The organism is Neptuniibacter sp. QD29_5, assembly GCF_047778125.1.
Taxonomy (GTDB): domain Bacteria; phylum Pseudomonadota; class Gammaproteobacteria; order Pseudomonadales; family Balneatricaceae; genus Neptuniibacter.
Genome location: NZ_CP180556.1, coordinates 671993 through 686641 on the forward strand (window position 1 = coordinate 671993; position 14649 = coordinate 686641).

A 14649-nucleotide genomic window follows, 5' to 3' on the forward strand; every position below is an offset into this window, starting at 1 on the left:
TATGAGTGCCAAGGTTAAATGGGATGGTGATGTGCGTTTTCAAGGCACAACCGGTTCTGGTTTTGATCTAATGATCGATGGCGAGCTGAAGCAGGGGCCGCGCCCTATGGAGCTTATGCTTCTGGGTCTAGGTGGCTGTACTAGCTACGATGTTGTGGGTATTTTGAAAAAAACGCGTCAAGATGTAGTTGATTGTGTTGCAGAAATTGAGTCTGAGCGTGCTGACGAAGTGCCAGCAGTCTTTACTAAGATCCACATAAAATTTGTAGTTAGTGGTCGGGGCTTGAGTGAGAAGAAAGTGGAGCGTGCTGTAAAGTTGTCGGCTGAACAATACTGCTCTGCATCCTTGATGCTTGAACGAGGTGGTGTTGAAATTACCCACAGCTATGAGATTGTTGAAGTAGAATAATCTCATTTTTGAGTGATTTTCCTGATACAGGGCTGCTTTTTAGTGGCCCTTTTTTATTTTTTACTGGTGTCTCACTATTTATCCGCTATATTAGTTGCAATGTTATTTAGTTAGTTGCTTGTTTTTTAAGGTTATTGTTGCCCCTTTTTGATGGATGTAGGGTTTGATTTTTATCTCCTAAAAGGGCTTGTATAGGTAAGGTTTAGGGGATTTAGTGGGGCGATGCGCTTATCGATATCTAAAACACTAGCTATAGGTATAGTGACGCTGCAGATCGTAACGGTATGTGTGATCCTGGCCTCGTCCTACATCACCACTGAGCAGGTCCTAATAGGTCATGCTCAAAAATTAATGCGCAATCTATCCCGCGAAGTTATCCAGCACTCAGAAGAATTTCTTTCTCCTGCGCGTTCTGCTGTTAGTCTGACCCAGAGCTTAGCCCGGAATGAGGTTGTAAGCGAAGAGCGTCCCGATGAGATGGAGCAGTATTTCTTCGAACAGCTTATGTTGTTCCCTCATATTGCAGGTATCTATTACGGTAATCTTGATGGGGATTTCTATTTTGTACGTAGAAGCTCCGAAATAAGCCCATACCAAATTAAGCGTATAAATGAAGAGGCTGGGGAAAGAACAGTCGTTAATCGTTGGTTTGGCCAGGATCAAGAACTGGTGAAAACAGCTGAGGATCCGTTCGACTCTTATGATCCAAGAACACGGCCGTGGTTTACAAAGGCGTTAGGTGAAAGGCAGCAAACCTGGACGGACCCTTATCTATTTTTTACCTCTCAAACGCCGGGAATTACTGTTGCTAGCCCAGTATTTACAAAAAATGGAGAGCTTATCGGCGTTGTCGGGGTAGATATCGACCTCTCTGCACTATCAGATTTTTTGGGTTACCTTGAATTAAGTGAGCATGCTTCCGCGTTGATTATGAATAATAACGGTGATGTGATTGCTCACCGTAACCTTCAGGGGGCCTATGCTCAGAATGAAGAGGTTAAGCGCCTGTTGAAAGTTGGTGAGCTGAGTAATAAGGCAACTCGCGCAGCGGTTGATTCACTCGAACGTGCTCCGGGCTGGTATGTGTTGAACACGGCGGTGAATACTAGCTATACGCATGATGGGAAAAAGTACCACGCAGTCTTCACTCCGTTTTCAGATAACTGGCCTTGGCTATTAGGTCTGTATGTACCTGAAGATGACTTCCTTACAGAAATTAAAGCAAATCAGAAATTTAACTTTATTGTTGCTGGAGGGATAACCCTGGTCAGTTTGATTGTTGGTATCTGGTTTGCGCGCTCGTTATCACGTCCAATTATTAGATTGCAGAAGAGTGTTGAGTCGGTGAAAAAGGGGCAGCTAGAAGTCAATATCGATGCAGGTAGCAGTATTTTTCATGATATCTCTGATACGACGCATGCGTTTAAGGATTTGGTTAGTTTCCTAAAAGATAATCAGCAAAAAAGTGAAGCCTTGAGAAAACGTCTAACTCAGCAGGCGCACTTTATGGAAGCGGTTTTGGCCAATATTGACAGCGGTGTTGTGGTTTGTGATGTTGAAGGACGTTTTGTCTATTCGAATCGTGTGGTAAATCAGCTTAGGGGCTTGGCTGACGGTGCTCACCTTGATCGCTTTGAAGATGCTCCCTTTAAGCTGTTTGAGGCGGATGGTGTAACTCAGCTGGATAAATCGCAATGGCCAATATTTAGAGCGTTGAATGGCGAGCATATCTCAAACCTAGAGATCGTTATTGTTTCAAATACGAGCGAGCCTAAACGTGTTTGTGTCAGTGGTCAGCCACTATTTGATACCTCCGGTGAGAAGCTGGGTGCTTATGTATCGATGCATCAAGTGAGTTGATGTTTCTAAATACCTCTATTGCTAGTCTTTTTCTTGCATAGCTCTTGTTAGGCGCGTAGAATTACGCGTCCTTTGGAGAACTATTTCCAATCTCCTTGCTGCCTACCACATGGTGTGGTCAGGGGGCTATTAACCCGAAAGGAGCTAAAATGCGTCATTATGAAATCGTATTTCTGGTTCACCCGAACCAGAGTGAGCAGGTTTCTGCGATGGTTGAGCGTTACACCTCTCTAATTGAAGGTGCAGAAGGCACAATTCATCGTCTAGAAGACTGGGGCCGCCGTCAGTTGGCTTACCCAATCAACAATGCTCATAAAGCACACTATGTCCTGATGAACATCGAATGTGGTCAGGAAACTCTAGACGAGCTAGAAAACCTATTCCGTTACAACGATGCTGTTCTGCGTAACATGGTTATCCGTCGTAAAGAAGCGATCACTGAGATCTCTCCAATCAAAGCTGCTGAATCTCGCGAAGAGCGCAAGCCTCGCCGTGAAGAAAAGCCTGCTGAAAAGCCAGCTGAAGAAGCAGCACCTGCTGCGGAAGCTTCTGAAGAAGCTGCTGAGTAATTTAATTTCTGAGGAGAGATACAATGGCTCGTTTTTTCCGCCGTCGTAAGTTCTGCCGTTTTACGGCTGAAGGTGTTCAAGAGATCGATTACAAAGATCTGGACACACTAAAAGGTTACATCACCGAAACTGGCAAAATCGTACCTAGCCGTATTACAGGTACTAAAGCGCGTTACCAGCGTCAGCTGGCTACTGCTATCAAGCGTGCTCGTTTCGTAGCGCTACTACCTTACACTGATAGCCATCAGTAATTAGGTAGGAGAGTCGCTATGCGTGCCTTGGCCGAATTGGTCATGAAAGGCCGTAAACAAGCGGCTTTTGTGGCGGTTGTCGCCGCCTTGCTGCCATTACTTTATTGGGTAAGTGCAGCTGCCGTAGCTTTGGTTACTTTACGTAAAGGCCGAAGTGAAGGCACCGGACTACTGATTTGGGCATTATTGCCTGCTGGAGTCTGGGCATACAGTGTGTCTGACCCGACACCACTGGCTGTAATTCTAGGAACTTATGTCCTTGCAATTACTTTAAGAGAAACGGTTTCTTGGGCAAAAGTGCTAATGATTGCACTGCCTATAGGAGCTATAGCGAGCGTAGGCATGGATATGATGCTTAGCAGCTATCTTGATGAAGTAATTAAGCAGTTAGATAAGTTTTTAGTGCAGTCGGCTAGTCAAGCTAACCAAGAGGTCAAGCTTGATAAAGAGCAGCTAAGGCAGCTCATGTTGGGTGGTTTAACATCAGTGCATACGGTAATGATGCTTGTCAGTGTAATGCTGGCACGCTCTTGGCAAGCTGGGTTGTACAACCCGAGCGGTTTTCAGCGAGAGTTTCATGTTTTGAGACTGCCTCAGCTGTATACAGGAGTGTTAATTGCAGCATCGTTCATTTGCTACCAGTTAGAGCTGGAGTCGTTACGCTGGTTACCACTGTTGCTGTTACCTTGGATCATTGCGGGTATCGCATTGATACATGGCAGTTTGGCTAAACGTGATTTAGGAAGGTCTTGGTTGGTTGCATTTTATTTTGCAGCCTTCTTTATGGGACCGTATGTGATTACGCTGCTGGTATTTGCGGCTGCTATTGATAGTTTTGTTGATATCAGATCGCGAATTCCAGTTAAGAATTAGGACTGCAATTCTTTGCAGAACAAAAGAGGTTTACGAGATGGAAGTTATTCTACTCGAGAAAATTGGTAAGCTAGGTAACCTCGGTGACAAAGTTTCCGTAAAAAGCGGTTTCGGTCGTAACTACCTAGTACCGCAGGGCAAAGCTGTTCCTGCAACTGAAGCTAACGTTGCTAAATTTGAAGAGCGTCGTGCTGAGCTAGAAGCTGCAGCTGCAGAAAAACTAGCTGCTGCTACTGCACGTGCTGAAGCACTGAACGAGAAAGAAGTTACTATCACTGCTAAGTGTGGTGACGAAGGTAAACTGTTCGGTTCTATCGGTACTCGTGACATCGCTGACGCTGTAACTGCTGCTGGTGCAGACGTTGATAAGAGTGAAGTTCGTCTACCTGAAGGTGCTCTACGCGCTATCGGTGAATTCGACATCGCTATTCAACTACACCCAGAAGTTACTGCTACAGTTAAGCTAGCTGTTGTAGGCGAGTAATCGTCTTTAGCTAAGCTGTACTGTACTGTACTATAAAGCACTGCGTGGATTTTCCATGCGGTGCTTTTTTGTTTTTAGGCTGTTGTGAATGATGGAAAAAAGTGAAATAACAGATGAAGATCTAGCAAGGATCAAGGTGCCTCCCCATTCGATGGAAGCTGAGCAATCAGTTCTGGGTGGTTTGATGCTGGATAACAATGCTTGGGATACAGTTTCTGAGGTGGTCCTAGATGATAACTTCTATCGTCAGGAGCATCGAAAAATCTATCGTACGATGCGTAAGCTCGTTAACGATGGTAATCCGATTGACGTTGTTACTTTATCTGAAGAATTGGATCGAACCAGTGATCTAGAAGGTGCGGGCGGGCTAGATTATCTGATCGAGCTTGCTAAGAACACGCCAAGTGCGTCTAACATCCGTGCTTATTCCGAAATTGTTCGCGACCGTTCGCTTTTACGCCAAATGATCTCTGCAGCGAATGAAATTGCAGATGATGCCTTTCATCCTGATGGTAAAACCTCCGAAGAGATACTTAACTCAGCGGAGCAAAAAATCTTCCAAATTGCGGAGGATCGTCCTAACCAAGGCGGACCTGAAGGTGTAAATGAGCTGCTTAAAAAAGCAGTAGATCGAATAGATACCCTATTTAACAGTGATGGGGATATGACCGGTGTGACCACCGGATTTGATGATCTTGATGCCAAAACAGCGGGCCTTCAGCCTTCCGATCTAATTATTGTTGCTGCGCGTCCATCGATGGGTAAAACGACTTTCGCCATGAACTTGGTGGAAAATGCGTTAATGTCCAATAATAAGCCAGTTTTAGTATTTAGTTTGGAGATGCCTGCGGAACAATTGATGACGCGTATGTTGTCTTCGTTGGGTCGTATCGATCAGACGCGAGTGCGGACCGGTTCCTTGGAAGAAGAGGATTGGCCAAAACTGACAACGGCCGTCAATATGATGCGTGATAAGCCATTGTTTATCGATGATCAGGCAGGTATCAGTCCTAACGAATTGCGTACCCGTGCTCGACGAATCGTGCGTGAGCATGGTCCATTATCGCTGATCATGATTGACTATCTGCAGCTAATGCAGATGAAAACCCCGGGTATTGAGAGTCGTACCCAAGAAATTTCTGAAATATCTCGTTCTTTGAAGGCGATTGCGAAGGAGCTTGAATGTCCTGTTGTCGCCTTGTCTCAGCTTAACCGTACGCTTGAGCAGCGTCCGAATAAGCGTCCTGTAAACTCAGATTTGCGTGAATCGGGTGCGATTGAGCAGGATGCTGATGTGATTATGTTTATCTACCGTGATGAAGTATATAACGAAGACTCAGAGCATAAGGGTGTGGCTGAAATCATCATCGGTAAGCAGCGTAACGGTCCAATAGGTACTAGTCGTCTGGCCTTTATTGGTAAGTACACTAAGTTCGAAAACCTTGCTCCTGATGTATATGCGCAATATGCGGGTATGGATGATTAAAAGTATTTGGGGTTGATATAGTGTCTGAAATTGATACTCTGAACTTGGCTTTTTAATTAATTATCATAGAGTTATTCTGGTAGCTGCTAAGCTAATAATGATTCATTGTTGTTAGTGTTTGGTAGTATCGCTACGTCTAGATAATCTGGATTAAGGGTGTTTTTGCACTAGATTAGAGCTGAGGTTTGCCCAACTATAGTGCCTTTTTAATGTGCGAAATGGCTCGGAAATATTAATAAATTCATATGTAAATAAATACCCACTTTGTTAGTGAATATTGCGGGTTAGGAAGGCGAGTTTCCATGGACAGTGTGAATAAAAACATAGAAAATTGGGATGTTTTCATGTCCTTAAGTTAGGGCGGTTATATAGTAATGAAAACACATTTCTATCCATTCTTGGTAATGGGATTAACCGGAAAAAGACACGTATGAAATTGTTTGCGGTATTGTTATTACCCTTATTGGGCAGCCTTGTGCCATTGTATGCTGCTCGTTTTAGTCGAACCGTCTGTACTATTTTAACTGCGATTGCACCTGCTGTTGCTTTGGGAATAGTTCTCTCTATCAGTCCTCAGTTACTCCAAGGCGAGGTATTTGCTTACGCTGTCGATTGGGTGCCTGCGGCTGGTTTGGAGCTATCTGTTAGGCTCGATGGTTTAAGCTTCCTTTTCTTATTATTGATATTGGGCATTGGTCTTTTGATCATTTTGTATGCTCGGTATTACTTATCCCAGAAAGACTCTATAGGTAAGTTCTTTGCCTATTTGATGCTGTTCATGACCGCTATGGTGGGGATCGTTGCTTCAGGTAACTTGATCCAAATGTGGTTCTTCTGGGAATTGACCAGTATTAGTTCCTTCCTACTTATTAGTTTTTGGTCTGATAAAACAGAAGCACGAAAAGGCGCGCGTATGGCGCTTACTGTGACCGGCGCAGGTGGTTTGGCGCTGTTAGCAGGCGTGATTCTAATTGGCCAAGTGGTTGGTAGTTACGATCTTCAGGCAGTGCTCGACAGTGGTAACTTAATTCGAGAATCTGCTCAATATCCATTTATTTTGGTATTGGTGCTTTTGGGGGCTTTTACAAAGTCTGCTCAGTTCCCATTCCATTTCTGGCTGCCAAATGCGATGGCAGCTCCAACACCTGTAAGCGCATACCTTCACTCAGCGACAATGGTAAAAGCGGGTATCTTCCTGATGGCACGTTTCTACCCAGTGCTGTCTGGAACAGATATGTGGTTCCTGATTGTGAGCATCACAGGTCTATGTACACTGTTAGTCGGTGCTTACATGGCGCTCTTTAAGCATGATTTGAAAGGTCTTCTTGCTTACTCGACTATCAGTCACCTTGGCTTGATTACGCTGTTATTAGGTATGGATACACGGATGGCTGCAGTCGCTGCAATCTTCCATATTATCAACCATGCTACCTTTAAAGCATCGCTCTTTATGGCGGCGGGTATTATTGATCACGAGGCTGGCTCACGCGATATGCGCCAGCTAAATGGTCTGTGGAAATATATGCCGTATACCGCAACTTTGGCGATTATTGCTGCGGCGTCTATGGCGGGTGTACCGTTACTGAATGGCTTCCTATCTAAAGAGATGTTTTTTACGGAAGCATTGGATCAAGCAACTTTAGGTTCCCTCTCTTGGGTAATCCCTGTATTGGCGACAGTGGGTGCGGCTTTCTCGGTGGCGTATTCATTACGTTTTATCCACGATGTTTTCTTTAATGGCGAGCCGGTTAATTTGCCGAAAACTCCGCATGAGCCGCCTCGCTACATGAAAGTGCCGGTAGAAATCTTGGTCGCTATTTGTATTGTTGTGGGCTTGGTTCCAGGTATCGTTGTCATTGATCTGCTGAGCGCAGCTTCAATCGCTACCTTACAAGGTCCAATGCCAGAATTTAGCTTAGCAATTTGGCACGGTTTTAACGTACCGTTGTTGATGAGTGTACTAGCCATGCTGGGTGGCTTTATCATCTACTACAACCGTAAAAAACTCTTTCAATTCCAAGGGCAATTCCCGGAACCAGATTCTAAGTTGGTTTTTGAGGGTTGGGTACAAAGACTGGTTAACTCAACTCGCGCAGTTATTGAGTGGATTGAAAACGGTTCGTTACAACGTTATTTGTCCATCTTCTTGTTTATGATCTTTGCTGTTTCTGTGATGCCTCTGGTGAATCTACAGGAGACGGCTGGGCTTAGATCACAAATACCGCTTGATTATGCCTCGGGTATGGCTGCTTTGCTATTGATCCTTGCTGCGATTGCGACCATGGTTTGGCACAGAAAACGTTTGACCTCTCTACTCATGCTTTCTGTCGTAGGTCTAATCGTGTCGGTAGCCTTCACTCGCTTCTCTGCGCCAGACCTTGCACTGACACAGCTGGCTGTAGAGGTAGTAACCGTGATTTTGCTGATGCTTGCATTGTTCTTCTTGCCGAAGAATACGCCGAAAGAATCGTCTCCTCGACGCCTAGTTCGTGACCTCAGTATCTCGGCTTTGATTGGTGGCATCATTGGTACGGTTAACTACGCGATGATGACGCGTCCGCTTGAATCAATCTCTGATTTCTTTGTTGCGAATAGTAAAACAGGTGGTGGCGGTACTAACGTAGTTAACGTGATTTTGGTGGACTTCCGTGGTTTTGATACCTTTGGTGAAATTACGGTACTGGGTATCGCAGCGTTAGGTATCTATAAACTGATTGTTCGTATGCGCCTTTATATGCCTTCTGGCGATGAGCATGGACGTCATTGGAGCACTGATTCACATCCAATGGTTCTGTCGACTATTTCGCAAATGCTACTGCCATTGGCGTTACTGGTATCAGTCTACATCTTCTTACGTGGCCATAATGAGCCAGGTGGTGGTTTCATTGCGGGCCTTATTACGGCCGTTGCAATAATCCAGCAATACATTGCTAATGGTGTTGAATGGATGAAAGAGAATATACGTCTTAAATATCAGGCGCTGATCGGTTCTGGTCTGTTGATCGCATTTATGACCGGGGTCGGTAGTTTCATATTCGACCGTCCATTCCTAACTTCATGGTTCGATTACTTCAAATGGCCGTGGGTCGGTAAATTTGAACTGGCGAGCGCCATGTTGTTCGACCTTGGTGTTTATCTCACGGTTGTTGGTGCAACCATGATGATTTTGGCGAACCTAGGTAAATTGACAACTTCAGAACGAGTGGACGCTCGTGAGTTGGAGAATCTGTAATGGAACTAATGTATGCGCTCTGCGTGGGTGTGTTAACTACCTGCGGTATTTTTCTGACACTTCGAGGTCGAACGTTCCCTGTAGTTATGGGACTGACAATGCTGTCCTATGCTGTAAACCTTTTCCTATTCTCCAGTGGTCGACTGATCGTTAATGGGGCTGCTATTTTAGGTTCGTCTGAACAATATGCAGATCCTCTGCCGCAAGCATTGGTGTTGACTGCCATCGTGATTGGCTTCGCGATGACGGCGTACGCGGTCATCTTAGCGATGAGGGCTCGTGCGGATCTGGGTAATGATCATGTTGATGGGCGTGAGAAAGCTTTAGATATTGAGAAGAAGGATAAGTCGAAATGATGCAACATCTTCCGATCTTACCTGTTTTGCTGCCAATGCTAACGGCAGTACTTATGATGCTGCCGCCTTTCTCTACGACGCTAAACCGTCAGAGGTTCATCACGTTTGTTGGTGCAGCAGTTACTTTAATTGTCGCAATTCAGTTACTGATTACGGCAGGTAGCGGTGAAATTACCATTTATCAGTTAGGTAACTGGCAAGCGCCATTCGGTATTGTTCTTGTTGCTGATCGCTTATCTAGTTTGATGATCTTGCTAACCATGGTTCTGGCCTTTGGTGCTTTGCTCTATGGTGCCGCAGGGGATGATCGAGGAGGTATGTTTTTCTACCCGCTGTTCATGTTCCAGTTGATGGGGATTAACGGCGCATTCCTAACAGGCGATATATTTAACCTGTTCGTATTCTTCGAGGTGCTATTACTTGCTTCTTATGCGTTGGTTGTTCACGGTGGTGGTAAGCAGAAGACTTTGGCGAGCGTACATTATGTAACGTTAAATTTAGTGGGTTCAGCTCTATTCCTGTTCGCTCTAGGGATTATGTACGGGGTGTTGGGAACTCTAAATATTGCCGATATGGCAGTGAAAATTCGTACCTTGTCTGGCGAGGATAAATTGCTCGCACAAATCGGCGGTATGATGCTTTTACTTGTGTTTGGTTTGAAGTCTGCGATGTTCCCGCTGCATTTCTGGCTATCGAGAACCTACTCGAGTGTGAGTGCCCCTGTAGCCGCGTTATTCGCGATTATGACCAAGGTAGGTATATACAGTATTTTGCGTATCTTTACGGTTGTTTTTGGCGACTATGCTGGCGAGTTGGCTAACTTGGCAGGTGCTTGGTTATGGCCGATCGCGGTTCTCACGCTCGTTATGGGTGCTATAGGCGCTCTAGCAAGCCAGACATTACGTATGTTGGTTTCCAATCTAGTGATTGTTTCTGTCGGTACGCTACTGTGTGCTTTGGCAATCAATACACCTGAGTCTGCATCCGCTGCACTTTATTATCTGATCCATTCAACGCTTATTACTGGCGCGATGTTCCTTCTTGCTGACGCAATTTCTGAACAGAGGGGTAAAGTATCAGATCGTTTTGCTCGCTCTCGTAGGATGTGTCAGTCGCTTCCGCTTGGAATTGCGTTTGCGTTAGCCGCTATATCAATGATCGGTTTGCCTCCTTTCTCAGGCTTCTTGGGTAAAGTGATGATACTGCAAACGGCTGTGGAACCTGCAGAGATGGCTTGGGCGTGGTCTGCTATTTTACTGGCTAGCTTAATGGGCGTTGTAGCCATGTCCCGAGGTGGGTCTACTTTGTTTTGGCGAGTTAGTGGTGATGCAAACCACTGTGAAAAGTTGCCAAAAGTGAAGTTTGTAGCTGTCTTCTTCCTGCTTGTGATGTCGCCACTATTGGTGATTTTTGGTGGTCCCGTGACTGAGTTTACTCAGGAAACTGCGAACCAAATTTATCAGCAAGCAGAAAACCCTTATATCCTGCTGCCAGCGTCAAATGAGAATGGAGGTTAAGGTATGCGTATGATCTTTCCAATGCCTTGGCAAAGCTTAATTTTATTTGTTGTTTGGCTGTTGCTGAATGAATCAATAGCACCGGGTCATCTGGTATTAGCTTCTATCTTAGCGATTGGAATTCCTTTGCTGTTAAGAGGAACTCAGGTGCATCGTTTAAATATAAACAAGCCATTTCAAGTGGTTTTGTATGCTCTGAAAGTGTTAGGAGATATTGTCTCTGCAAACTTTGAAGTAGCTGTTCAAGTGCTTGGACCTGCCAAGCGTTTGAAGCCTGGTTTTCTCGCTATTCCTTTGGATATAGAAGGCGACTTTCCGATAACTGTATTGGCCAGTACGATCTCTTTAACACCTGGAACTGTGAGTGCTGAAGTATCCATAGACCAAAAATGGTTATACGTGCATGCGCTTAACCTTGTGGATGAGGCTGGAACTATAAAAGAGATAAAAGAGCGCTACGAACAGCCACTGAAGGAGATTTTCGGATGTTAATGTTCAGTCTTATTGCTGCTACAGCCATGGTTGTGATTGCGATGACGCTCAACCTTGTAACCTTGTTTAATGGTCCGGATCAACCAGATCGCATTTTGGCGTTGGATACTATGTATATTAATAGTATTGCTTTGATCCTTTTGTTTGGCTTGATTATGGGCACGTCGCTCTATTTTGAAGCTGCTCTTTTGATTGCAATGTTAGGTTTCGTAAGTACAGCGGCATTGTGTAAATATCTGTTACGTGGCGACATCATTGAGTAGGAATTAAGCATGGGTTTTTATATTGAGCTAATTGGCTCGGCATTGCTGCTAATGGGTGGAGCTTTTGTTCTTTTAGGCTCGATCGGGTTAATGAAAATGCCTGATTTTTATATGCGTTTGCATACACCGACGAAAGCTACAACCTTAGGCATGGGGGCTATTCTGATTGCTTCGATGTTGATCACTTCGTACCGTAATGGTGGCGTGAGTGCTCACGAACTTTTGATTACGATCTTCCTTTTCATTACAGCGCCTGTAAGTGCAATGATGTTGGCTAAAACAGCATTACACCTGCAGGTAAAAATTAATAAAGGCAGCGTAAATGAAGAGTTAGCTGAACCCGCAAAACATCGAGAACCGCTGGGGCAAAGCGAAAAGTCTGAAGGTTAAATTGAATCTGAAAAAGGGGCATTAAGTGCCCCTTTTTTGTGTTTAGAAAATTGATTTAAGCATCTCTAATGACTTTGTTTATAAAGGCTTCTGGCACAGCAGTAACGCTACGTTTATCGTAATCGAAAAAAACGACGCCAGTCTTTGCATGAGCCACTTCAACAGCGGTTTTCTTGTTGGTTATCAGATAGAAAAAGTCGAAGCCATACTTATTAATATCAGCTAAGGCGATATCGATCTGAAGTTGGTCACCATGGAATCCTTCTGCTTTGTATACGATGGCTGAGTCAGTCATGATAATACCGAGCCCTTCAATATCTAACTCTCCATAATGATAATGGCTGAGGAAGCGAATGCGCGCTTCATGCACGATAGAGAGCATGGCATCGTTACTTAGATGGCCACCGTAATTAATATCACTGATTCGCACAGGTAATTCTGTGGAAAAAATATAGTTGTCAGGCATGTCTAGCTTAATGCGGGCCATATCTAATCCTTAAGTTTTGTAAACTGAGACAGCATCTACCATTCCAGAGGTGAGCTTTTCTAATTCATCGTTTGCCATAATGTAAGGTGGCATCACGTACACTAGTTTGCCGAAGGGTCTTATCCACAAGTCACGCTCTATAAATAACTTTTGAATCTTGGCAGTATTAACAGCTTCTTTCATCTCGATAACGCCAATAGCACCTAAGCTGCGTACCTCATGTACATTATCTAATTCCGCTGCTGGTGCTAAGCCTGCTTTTAATCCGGCTTCGATTCGAGTGACGTTTGTCTGCCAATCGTTTTTAACCAATAGCTCCAAGCTTTTATTAGCAATAGCGCATGCTAGAGGATTGCCCATAAATGTGGGGCCATGCATAAAGCAGCCAGCACCACCTGCGGAGATGGTTTCACCGATATGCTTTGTTGTAAGTGTGGCTGCTAATGACATGTATCCACCGGTGATCGCCTTACCTAGACAAAGAATATCAGGCTCGATTCCTGCATGTTCGCACGCGAACAGCTTACCGCTTCGACCAAAACCGGTTGCAATCTCGTCGGCAATGAGCAATACATCAAATTCAGTGCACAGTGCGCGAGCTTCTTTCAAATACTGCGGTGAGTAAAAGCGCATACCGCCTGCGCCCTGAACAACGGGCTCTAAGATCAGTGCTGCTATTTCTGAATGATGTTGTTCAAGTAATTGGCGTAAAGGAGCGATATCGCTTTCATCCCAGCCCTGTTCAAATTTTGTTTGAGGAGCTGGCGCAAAGAAATGTTGTGGTAGTACCCCAGTAAAAATTTCATGCATGCCCGTAACCGGATCACATACGGCCATCGCACCAAAGGTATCACCGTGATAGCCATTTTTAATGGTAAGTAGCTTATGTTTTTCTGGCTTACCGCGGGCGTGTTGATATTGAATAGCCATTTTAAGAGCGACTTCAACGGCAACAGAGCCTGAGTCGGCGATAAACACTTTATCGAGATTAGCAGGCGTCATCTCTACCAGCTTTTGGCATAGATTGATTACAGGTTCATGCGTAAGGCCGCCAAACATGACATGCGCCAGCTTATCGATCTGCTCATGGGCTGCTTGGTTTAATTCTGGATTGTTATAGCCGTGAATAACCGACCACCACGATGCCATACCATCGATAAGTTCTTTGCCGTTACTTAGCTTTAATTTAACGCCACTAGCCGATTCGACAGGGTAAACCGCGGGAGGGTTGATCATGGACGAGTAGGGGTGCCAGATGTGTTGCTGGTCAAAAGAAACCTGCTCAGAAGTGATCATGCTTAGGAGTGCCCTTAATCGAAATTTTAATTAGGAGTATTAGAGCCTGCTTAAAATTTTTGATCAAGGCAAGTTCTGATTTAATCACTGAGTGATTGTTATGTAAAAAAGCCCTAAAATATTAAATTTTTGTAACATATTAATAAATAAGCGAAAAAATTTTAGAAAATGAGTGATTATGAAAAAAAATTCACTTAATTTAGAGCTTGGTGAAACTTTATTCACAAGCTGTAGTCTCAAACGCAAGAGCTCGTGACAGGCTCTGAGTTTTACAAAACAAGCAAGATAATAATTTTTTTCAATTTTGGGGTGAATTAAGAATGGCTAATAACAATACATCTGTAAAACCTATGGTTGCCGCTGTTGGTGCAGCATTTATGACGGGTATGGTAGCGGCGCCTGTTGCGACAGCTGCTGAAAACCCATTTGCTACAACTGATCTATCTTCTGGTTATAGCCAGCAAGTTGCTATGAATGAAGGCAAATGCGGTGAAGGTAAATGCGGCGGTAAAAAAGCTGAGAAGTCTGAAGGCAAATGTGGCGAAGGTAAGTGCGGTGGTGATAAAGCTGCTAAGTCTGAAGGCAAGTGCGGTGAAGGTAAATGTGGCGGTGACAAGGCTGCTAAGTCGGAAGGCAAGTGTGGCGAAGGTAAATGTGGCGGTTCTAAATAAGCTCAAATACCCT

The 14649-nt window shown here is 44.5% G+C and carries 16 protein-coding genes; 14 read left to right on the forward strand and 2 right to left on the reverse strand.

Going from position 1 to position 14649, the window contains the following annotated elements; genetic code table 11:
* The first annotated feature begins 1 nt into the window (after position 1).
* From ACMXYR_RS02955 to ACMXYR_RS03015, 13 genes are all read left to right on the forward strand, one after another.
* Positions 2 to 409 (forward strand): OsmC family protein, encoded by a 408-nt coding sequence (locus ACMXYR_RS02955; RefSeq protein ID WP_415888066.1) that lies wholly within the window; start codon positions 2 to 4, stop codon positions 407 to 409.
* A 222-nt stretch (positions 410 to 631) separates the two neighbouring features.
* Positions 632 to 2269: a cache domain-containing protein gene (locus ACMXYR_RS02960; RefSeq protein ID WP_415902848.1), complete on the forward strand. Its 1638-nt coding sequence runs from the start codon at positions 632 to 634 to the stop codon at positions 2267 to 2269.
* A 149-nt stretch (positions 2270 to 2418) separates the two neighbouring features.
* Entirely contained in the window at positions 2419 to 2838 is a 420-nt protein-coding gene (gene rpsF / locus ACMXYR_RS02965) for a 30S ribosomal protein S6 (RefSeq protein ID WP_415883523.1), read from the forward strand.
* Positions 2839 to 2861: 23 nt separating this feature from the next.
* Positions 2862 to 3089, forward strand: coding sequence for a 30S ribosomal protein S18 (gene rpsR / locus ACMXYR_RS02970; RefSeq protein WP_007020960.1), 228 nt, complete (start codon positions 2862 to 2864; stop codon positions 3087 to 3089).
* Positions 3090 to 3107: 18 nt separating this feature from the next.
* The gene (locus ACMXYR_RS02975; RefSeq protein ID WP_415902849.1) at positions 3108 to 3962 is read left to right on the forward strand and encodes a hypothetical protein; all 855 of its coding nucleotides are present in this window, start codon (positions 3108 to 3110) and stop codon (positions 3960 to 3962) included.
* 37 nt (positions 3963 to 3999) lie between these two features.
* The gene (gene rplI, locus ACMXYR_RS02980) at positions 4000 to 4446 is read left to right on the forward strand and encodes a 50S ribosomal protein L9 (protein WP_415883525.1); all 447 of its coding nucleotides are present in this window, start codon (positions 4000 to 4002) and stop codon (positions 4444 to 4446) included.
* Between the two features lie 91 nt (positions 4447 to 4537).
* On the forward strand, positions 4538 to 5932 hold the full coding sequence (gene dnaB, locus ACMXYR_RS02985; protein WP_415903623.1) for a replicative DNA helicase: 1395 nt from the start codon (positions 4538 to 4540) through the stop codon (positions 5930 to 5932).
* Between the two features lie 430 nt (positions 5933 to 6362).
* On the forward strand, positions 6363 to 9164 hold the full coding sequence (locus tag ACMXYR_RS02990; protein WP_415902850.1) for a monovalent cation/H+ antiporter subunit A: 2802 nt from the start codon (positions 6363 to 6365) through the stop codon (positions 9162 to 9164).
* Entirely contained in the window at positions 9164 to 9520 is a 357-nt protein-coding gene (locus ACMXYR_RS02995) for a Na+/H+ antiporter subunit C (RefSeq protein ID WP_415902851.1), read from the forward strand. The genes ACMXYR_RS02990 and ACMXYR_RS02995 overlap by 1 nt, the downstream gene beginning before the upstream one ends.
* A complete protein-coding gene (locus ACMXYR_RS03000) occupies positions 9520 to 11037 on the forward strand; it encodes a monovalent cation/H+ antiporter subunit D (RefSeq protein WP_415903624.1) in 1518 nt (505 codons plus the stop codon). Before ACMXYR_RS02995 ends, ACMXYR_RS03000 begins: the two co-directional genes overlap by 1 nt.
* 3 nt (positions 11038 to 11040) lie before the next feature.
* Positions 11041 to 11529, forward strand: a complete 489-nt coding sequence (locus tag ACMXYR_RS03005) for a Na+/H+ antiporter subunit E (protein ID WP_415902852.1) — start codon at positions 11041 to 11043, stop codon at positions 11527 to 11529.
* Positions 11523 to 11792: a K+/H+ antiporter subunit F gene (locus ACMXYR_RS03010; RefSeq protein WP_415902853.1), complete on the forward strand. Its 270-nt coding sequence runs from the start codon at positions 11523 to 11525 to the stop codon at positions 11790 to 11792. The genes ACMXYR_RS03005 and ACMXYR_RS03010 overlap by 7 nt, the downstream gene beginning before the upstream one ends.
* A 9-nt stretch (positions 11793 to 11801) precedes the next feature.
* On the forward strand, positions 11802 to 12182 hold the full coding sequence (locus tag ACMXYR_RS03015) for a Na+/H+ antiporter subunit G (RefSeq protein ID WP_415902854.1): 381 nt from the start codon (positions 11802 to 11804) through the stop codon (positions 12180 to 12182).
* Positions 12183 to 12237: 55 nt separating this feature from the next.
* On the opposite strand, the gene ACMXYR_RS03020 is transcribed toward ACMXYR_RS03015, so the two are convergent.
* Entirely contained in the window at positions 12238 to 12669 is a 432-nt protein-coding gene (locus ACMXYR_RS03020) for an acyl-CoA thioesterase (protein WP_415902855.1), read from the reverse strand.
* Between the two features lie 9 nt (positions 12670 to 12678).
* The gene (gene bioA / locus ACMXYR_RS03025; RefSeq protein WP_415902856.1) at positions 12679 to 13965 is read right to left on the reverse strand and encodes an adenosylmethionine--8-amino-7-oxononanoate transaminase; all 1287 of its coding nucleotides are present in this window, start codon (positions 13963 to 13965) and stop codon (positions 12679 to 12681) included.
* Between the two features lie 320 nt (positions 13966 to 14285).
* On the opposite strand from bioA, the gene ACMXYR_RS03030 reads away from it, so the two are divergent.
* Positions 14286 to 14636: a hypothetical protein gene (locus ACMXYR_RS03030; RefSeq protein WP_415902857.1), complete on the forward strand. Its 351-nt coding sequence runs from the start codon at positions 14286 to 14288 to the stop codon at positions 14634 to 14636.
* The last annotated feature ends 13 nt before the right edge of the window (positions 14637 to 14649 follow it).